At 28.6% G+C, this 6,900-nt stretch carries 10 protein-coding genes; 5 read left to right on the top strand and 5 right to left on the bottom strand.

Annotated elements, in window-relative coordinates:
- A partial coding sequence (locus IF125_RS13955) for an IS1 family transposase (protein WP_225542901.1) occupies nt 1-135 on the top strand: 135 nt, incomplete at its 5' end.
- Between the two features lie 32 nt (nt 136-167).
- On the opposite strand, the gene IF125_RS13950 is transcribed toward IF125_RS13955, so the two are convergent.
- Genes IF125_RS13950 through IF125_RS13940 form a run of 3 tightly spaced genes read right to left on the bottom strand, consistent with a single transcriptional unit; the run spans nt 168 to nt 1,858 of the window.
- Complete coding sequence (locus IF125_RS13950; RefSeq protein WP_225542900.1) at nt 168-644, bottom strand: hypothetical protein; 477 nt, start codon at nt 642-644, stop codon at nt 168-170.
- Between the two features lie 25 nt (nt 645-669).
- Complete coding sequence (locus IF125_RS13945) at nt 670-1,560, bottom strand: relaxase/mobilization nuclease domain-containing protein (protein WP_225542899.1); 891 nt, start codon at nt 1,558-1,560, stop codon at nt 670-672.
- Nucleotides 1,550-1,858 carry a plasmid mobilization protein gene (locus IF125_RS13940; protein ID WP_225542898.1) on the bottom strand — a complete coding sequence of 103 codons (309 nt, stop codon included), beginning with the start codon at nt 1,856-1,858 and terminating at the stop codon, nt 1,550-1,552. Before IF125_RS13940 ends, IF125_RS13945 begins: the two co-directional genes overlap by 11 nt.
- A gap of 890 nt (nt 1,859-2,748) precedes the next feature.
- Here IF125_RS13940 and IF125_RS13935 point away from each other — a divergent pair.
- The 3 genes from IF125_RS13935 (at nt 2,749) to IF125_RS13925 (ending at nt 4,976) form a co-directional block, all read left to right on the top strand.
- Entirely contained in the window at nt 2,749-3,762 is a 1,014-nt protein-coding gene (locus IF125_RS13935; protein ID WP_225542897.1) for a replication initiation protein, read from the top strand.
- A 77-nt stretch (nt 3,763-3,839) separates the two neighbouring features.
- Nucleotides 3,840-4,328, top strand: a complete 489-nt coding sequence (locus IF125_RS13930; RefSeq protein WP_225542896.1) for a helix-turn-helix transcriptional regulator — start codon at nt 3,840-3,842, stop codon at nt 4,326-4,328.
- A 3-nt stretch (nt 4,329-4,331) separates the two neighbouring features.
- On the top strand, nt 4,332-4,976 hold the full coding sequence (locus tag IF125_RS13925; protein WP_225542895.1) for a nucleotidyl transferase AbiEii/AbiGii toxin family protein: 645 nt from the start codon (nt 4,332-4,334) through the stop codon (nt 4,974-4,976).
- A 39-nt stretch (nt 4,977-5,015) separates the two neighbouring features.
- On the opposite strand, the gene IF125_RS13920 is transcribed toward IF125_RS13925, so the two are convergent.
- Complete coding sequence (locus tag IF125_RS13920) at nt 5,016-5,234, bottom strand: ribbon-helix-helix protein, CopG family (protein ID WP_225542894.1); 219 nt, start codon at nt 5,232-5,234, stop codon at nt 5,016-5,018.
- The gene (locus IF125_RS13915) at nt 5,234-5,830 is read right to left on the bottom strand and encodes a ParA family protein (protein ID WP_225542893.1); all 597 of its coding nucleotides are present in this window, start codon (nt 5,828-5,830) and stop codon (nt 5,234-5,236) included. Before IF125_RS13915 ends, IF125_RS13920 begins: the two co-directional genes overlap by 1 nt.
- Before the next feature lie 274 nt (nt 5,831-6,104).
- Between IF125_RS13915 and IF125_RS13910 the strand changes: the two genes are divergently transcribed.
- Nucleotides 6,105-6,626, top strand: a complete 522-nt coding sequence (locus IF125_RS13910; protein WP_225542892.1) for a hypothetical protein — start codon at nt 6,105-6,107, stop codon at nt 6,624-6,626.
- Nucleotides 6,627-6,900: the final 274 nt, after the last annotated feature.

The following is a 6,900-nucleotide window of genomic DNA, read 5'->3' as shown; positions in this document are numbered from 1 at the left end:
CGATCTACCAATCATATCGAAAGAAATCACCTTAGTTTACGTACTCATCTGAAACGATTAAACCGAAAAACCATTTGCTACACAAAAAACATGGACATACTATCCGCTATCCTAACCATTTATTTTTGGGGTTAAATAACCTCAAAATTTGATATTGTTTATTATTTTTATTCCATTTTTTCAACTTCTATCATCAATTTTTTATTATCCTTTGGATTTTTCAATTTCCATTTTCTGAACTTCTGTATAAAAAGAGCATCTTCTTTTGATAAAATTCTATTTTCATTATTCAATTCATTGTAAAATTCATTTCTAATCTCCGATTTAGCTTGAAATCCAAACCGAAAAGCAAAAAACAAAGATGCTAACCCAATCGCACAAAAGACAACCGAATACAATGTAACATTAAACCTTTTTTGCGTTCTATCAATCGTTTTATTTGCATTTTCAACCACATTTCTAAACGTATCAATACTTTGCTTCACTCCAGAATCATCTACTCTGATTTGCGTTCGTTTCAGCTCATTCAAATAACGCACATTAGACTGCTCCATTTGAGAAGCTAATTCTTCCATACGTTTGATTTTCTCCGACATTTCTTTATTCTCAGCTAAAAGTATCTCTAAAAACTGTTTGTTATTCATATAGTTAGTTTAATTCCTTAAAAATTCACAAAGACATTCCTCTATCAATCGAACGTCCAATTTTGATAGCCATATCCGCTATTTTAATCGCCGGTTGCAAAAGCGATAAAACTTCCACCGGTTTAGTTGCGATTTCTTTGGTTAAACCTTTCACAATTTCCGTCTGCATAGTCATTCCTTTGAAAGAAACCCCTTTCTCAATCATACTTTTCATTCCACAACTCTTATGAATTTCAGAAGCTTTAAAATCAAGCCCACTCATTTTATCATAAATCCGAAAACCTTGCAACTTTCCACCTTTATTAATGGTTGGTTCTATACGACATCCCCTATCATACATATTTTGCATATAGTCTGAAAAAGTACGTGATTGCTTCACAGAAATATTATGCTTTTTCAAAATATCAGCCTTCAATTCTTTGTTCAACTCCTTATCCAATGTTCGCTCAATAACCTTTTCTTTTCGAACCTCTTTCGCTGTTTTTAAACCATTTTCAAGAGCAATTTTTTCGGCAGAATTTTGAGCCTTAAACCCAATATAAGAATCATCCAAAGCTTTTCCTTTTTCATCAATACGATTGGCAATAATATGAACATGAGTTGCTTTTGTATTTTGATGAACATAGGCAATACATTGATTATTTTCTAAACCTAAATTTTTCAAATGATCTTGCGTATAACGCAATAATTCTTGCCGATTATGAACGATATCATTATTCGGACTAAGAACAATCGAAAAAGTATTGTTGGAACAATTCTCATTCATTGCCTGTACTTCTCTAAACTCTGAAAGAATTTCAGAACCATTTTTTCCAATGACATCATTTCGATACAATTCAAAGGATTGTTTTTCTTCCTTCATAATGTAATCAATAGCAGCTGCACTTCCTTTGGTTGCTTTGGCTTTACTTATCATGACGTATCTTTTTTAAATGAACCAACATTTCTTGCTGAAGAATACCGATTTCTGAAAGCATACTTCCGTAATCGCCTTTTTTCAAAAGATTGGAAATGGACGAAAAATTATTATAAAATTTCTTCAGCTCTTTATAAACTTCCAGTTCCGATTCGCTTAATCGTTTGGGTGATTTTTTACCCAAGGCACAATTTCGAACATAAGTTGAAACAGGAAGACCTGTTTCCTTTGCTTTGACTTTTAAAAGTTTTTCTTCTAAAAGGGTTAATCGGATTTCAATTCGTTTGGTTTTATTCATCTTAAAAGCTTAAAAAAAATCGTTCGACCATCGGGAGAATGCGAGAGTAGTGTTGACGTGAAAAATAGGGCGTTTTAGCCCATTTTGTACGTACAAACACACATCTCGACCTATTCTACTTTATAACTCTCTCTAAATTAACCAATTTTCCGAAATTCTAAAACTTTTTTCATTCTTTTTTTACTCATTTTCAACCCACTGCTAAAAATTACTCTCATAATTCAGATAAAAAAGTAACCAAAACATTCTCAAAATATACCAACAAGACACCTTTACAGATACCTTTTATTTAACGCTCAGAAGATCCAAATACATTAAACAACGAAATGGTAATAATTTGTTTATAAACGCAAAAAACGACCTCAAAAGAAGCCGTTGAAAAATCGTTTCGCTTTCAAATTTACGGTTAAACATAAATTTTACTGACAAAATTACATTAATAAACTAAAAATCAACTAATTAAAATAGGTGAAATCTATCAAAAATAAAAAATCCGCCCGCCCCCTTGGTGCGCATAAAAAAGTCACGTCAAATTGTTTTTGTTTTTCCACTCCAACGAAAACAGTTTATTTCAAATGAGCTCCTAACTTTCGATTTTTCTAAGAAAAATTGATCCTTATAAACTTAAAAAATCTATGTTTTTGTATTAATTATAACATAGCTTATTATACATTACTTATCGACTTTCGATAAAAAACATATATAAAAATGATAAACAACAAGTTACAAAGGTTTAAAAATATCTAAATAGGAGTTTTTGAATACTAAACTAGGAGTTTTTGAATACTAATAAGTAAGTCAACTAGGAGTTTTTGAATACTAACTAGGAGTTTGTTATTATAACTCCTTTTTAATATATTTGTATTCATCAACTCCTAATAAAAACTATAATGAGCATAACCATAAAGAACAAAGAAGTTTTGCAATCTTATATTCTTACTACTGCTAAGTATGACTTCAGTGTTTATGAAAAAAGGATTTTATATCGAATTATAGAGCTTAATCAGAATTTGATTGAAGGTAAGAAACTGAGTGATCGATATCAAGTCAATTCTACTTTATTCAAATCTAAAGAATATGTAATGCCTATTTCTGCTTTTTTGACAACAGAGGATAGTAAAATAGATAAAAATCACTCAAGAATAAAGAAAGCCTTGAAAGGGTTACAACAAAAAATTATTGAGTACGAAGATGAAGATGTTTATAGAAGTGCTGGTATTGTTTTTAATGTAGAAATTAACAAAACTCGTACTGAGAATATCACATTTTATGTGGCAGATTTCATTTATCAAGCTTTGATGGATTTTTCAAAAGGATATAGAAAATATGAATTAAAAGTTGCAATGCAATTTGAAAGTATTTATGCTATGAGATTTTATGAATTGTTTTCAGCTCAAAAAACACCAATAAATTATTCGATAGAAAAATTGAAAGAGATGTTTGGTATTACAGATAAGTATAAAGAAAATAAAGATTTTATAAAATATGTTATCGTCTCTGCAAAAAAAGAACTTGATAAATGTTCTCCATATACTTTCCATTATGAAACAATAAAAACAGGACGTAAAATTACATCAATACATTTCGTTCCAATTTACCAACCACAATTTGAAGACGAAGATATCAAGAAGCAAAACTTGAACAAACAAATGTCAAATCGTTGGTTCATTCCAAAAAACATTGAAGACTATTTAACTCATAATTTTCAGTTTACTGAACGAGAACTTAATAATAATTTAAATTTATTTGAATCAGTTTATAAATACTTTTCAGAAGAAGAAACTTTAGATTTCTTAGCAGAAATTAGAGAACCTTCTTCTTATGCAGACAATAGAAAAGGTTTTATAATAGGTGCTTTAAAGAAAAAAGTAGAAAAAAAGTTTGAAGAAATTTATCTTAAATAATATATACGTATTTAAATAAATACATTTATACGTATATACAATAAATAAAATATAAACATTTTTGCTTATATTTGTATATGCTTTCAATTTCAGAAAAATATAAAGGAATTCATCCAGGTATTGTATTAGATCGTGAATTAAAAAAACGAGCTATAAAACAGCGTCCTTTTGCATTAAGTATTGGGGAACATCCTCAAACGTTTAATGCTATCATAAAAGGAAAAAGAAGTTTACCTATTTCTCTAGCGTTGAAAATTGAAGATAAATTAAATATAAATGAAGGAGATCTAGTTTTACTTCAAACATATTTTGATATAAACAAAGAGAAAAAAAAATTGCAAAAATCTACACCAAACATTTCTTTAATAAGAAGAATATTATTTTGGGATACAGATTTTGATAAACTAGATTGGATTAAAAATTATAGAGCAATTATCAAACGAATTTTTGAAAGAGGAAATGATGATGAAAAGAAAGAAATTATTCGTTTTTATGGCAATGAAAAAATTACTGAAGCTTTAAATTCTGCCTCTACTCTACCAATTAATCTACATTTAGAATCATAATTTATGAAATCACTTTTTTATAATACAGTTAATCCAATTCTTAAGTCAAGTTTAAAAACTCTAATGAGTTCTGAAATCTTTAATGATTTTAGATTAGTTGGAGGTACTTCATTAAGTTTACAATTAGGTCATAGAATATCCATAGATATAGATTTATTCTCAGATGTTGAATATGGTTCTTTAGATTTTGAAGCAATTGAAAATTATCTTTCTACAAAATTCAATTATCTTGATTTCAACTCTGACTTTATTCCTGCATTCGGGAAATCTTATACCATTGGAAACAATAAAGAAGATTCTGTAAAGCTTGATATATTTTATACAGATCCATTTATTACAAATAAGATTGTAATTGATAATATTAAACTGGCTTCAATTGATGAAATTATTGCAATGAAAATAGATGTAATTCAAAGAGGTGGACGAAAAAAAGATTTTTGGGATTTGCATGAATTACTAGATAAATATGATATTTCGGATATGATTAGTTTACATGAAAAGCGTTATCCATATAGCCATGATTCAGAATTAATCTATCATAATTTGACAGATTTCTCAATAGCTGATGACGATTTTGATCCAATTTGTTTGAGAGGAAAATATTGGGAATTTATAAAAGATGACTTTGAAGAATTAGTTAAAAAGTAAATACGTATAAATGTATATACATTTATACGTATTTACTTTTTATTTATTTAAATACTGATTTAAAGCCTTTTCTATAATTTCTTTCATATTAGAATCTTCTTCAATTGCTCTCTTTTTTAAGTCTTTTAGTAAATCTTTATTTAACCAAAGCATATAACTTTTCTCGTTATCTCTTTTACTTTCCTTTACCTGAACCACCTTTTGTTTAGGTGAATTAGATTTTTGAATATTTTTTAATTTATCAAAAGCATTTTCCATTACAACATATTTAAAATCTCATTAGACAATTTTTCAATTTCATTTTTTGCTTGCGAATCATTAGTCCCCATAACTCCTCCATTTAAAAAAGAACTACCATAAGAAATCCTGTCATGAATGGATGATAATATTGGTAATTCGTATTTTTCTAATTGTTCAATAGCTTGTTCCTTAATTTTTACATTCGGTTTCAGCATATTTAAAACAATTGCAGCTTTCAAGTCTTTATTCTTTTTTTGTGCTTTTTTAATTAAATCAATCGTTGTGGAAATTGCCATAATATCTGGAACCCCAACTTTTGTTGGAACTAAAACAAAATCAGATTCTTCAAATATTGGTTGAATTGTATCAATAATATAAGGAGGACTATCAATAAAAACTACATCGTATTCCGAGCTTCTAAGTTTCTTCATAGTTTCAAAATTGATAATATCAAAGTCTTCTACTAATTCTTGAAGATTCATAATTGTACCTTGAGGATCTACATCAGTCAAGGCAGTTTTAACATCATTACTAAATCTGTATGATAGATTCAAAGCTAGAGTGCTTTTACCTACACCTCCCTTTTGATGGGCTATTGTTATAATTTTACTCATAAATACGTATATACGTTAATATATATATACGAATATACGTATTTATATTATATATCAAATATTTATTGTAATTTTAACTCATTAAAATAATAATTACGTCAGCGTAAGCTATCAGAATTTGGTTACTGAAAACTGAGAATCTTCTAAAAACCCAACATTCTTGATAGACTTACGCCTGTACCATATATTGGTGCGGGCGAAGTCTTTCTGGGTTTTGGGTATCTCAGTGCCTCAGTAACGGATTGTACCTAGTTTCGCACCAACTTTTAAGTATATGGAAAATCAAACTAAAGTCAGTCCTTATCTCCAAAAAAAGGTGATCTCGTCATTCTTCAATTTATTATTCTTCGATGATTCTAAACCTCCTACATTCAAAAAAATCGATGGAGTGGAAGTAGCTCCTTTCTGTGATAATTTCAGAATAATTGTAGAAAAAGGAGAACCAAAGGAAGTCATGGAATATTACTTTGATCAGTTTCATCAAAAAATGCCAAAAGACATTCGACATCAAGCATTTTTAATGATGTTCTCTCGACCAACTTATCCAGTAGAAGTTGGTTTCTTTCTGGAATTTAATATTCAAAACGGAGAAATGGATCAAGAAAACTTTAAAATTCTTGAGTCTATGATGATTAATCGACCAGATCATCCTCTTGTTAAATCATTTATCGGACATCTTTTATTAACTGATGAAGGCTATCAAGTTTTTAAAATGAAATACATAGAAAAAGAATGGTATAATTCCATCATCAAAAAACAAGTTAAAAAATACAACGATAACCTGGTTATATTTTAAATGATCTATAATTATCTCTTCTATAAATACGATTTATTATCTTTATAGAAGAGATAATTTACTTCTTATTTTTGGCTGATTTGGATATGCCGTTTCAACGGCAGAATGCCCCTTTTAGAGCGTTTTCAAACTCAATATCACTTATCCAAAACGGCACTTACACAAAGTCAATGATTTAGCTTAAAATTTATTGGTAGATAATAAGAATTATGTTAAGTAATGAAATAGATTAATAAAGTATCAATTGTAGAGTTTCGTGATCCATGATTGAGAA

Origin of the sequence: Empedobacter stercoris (genome assembly GCF_020281205.1) — a bacterium.
GTDB classification, from domain to species: Bacteria; Bacteroidota; Bacteroidia; order Flavobacteriales; family Weeksellaceae; genus Empedobacter; species Empedobacter stercoris.
Note: the sequence above shows the minus strand (reverse complement) of the source record. Positions and strands in the feature narration are given on the sequence as shown.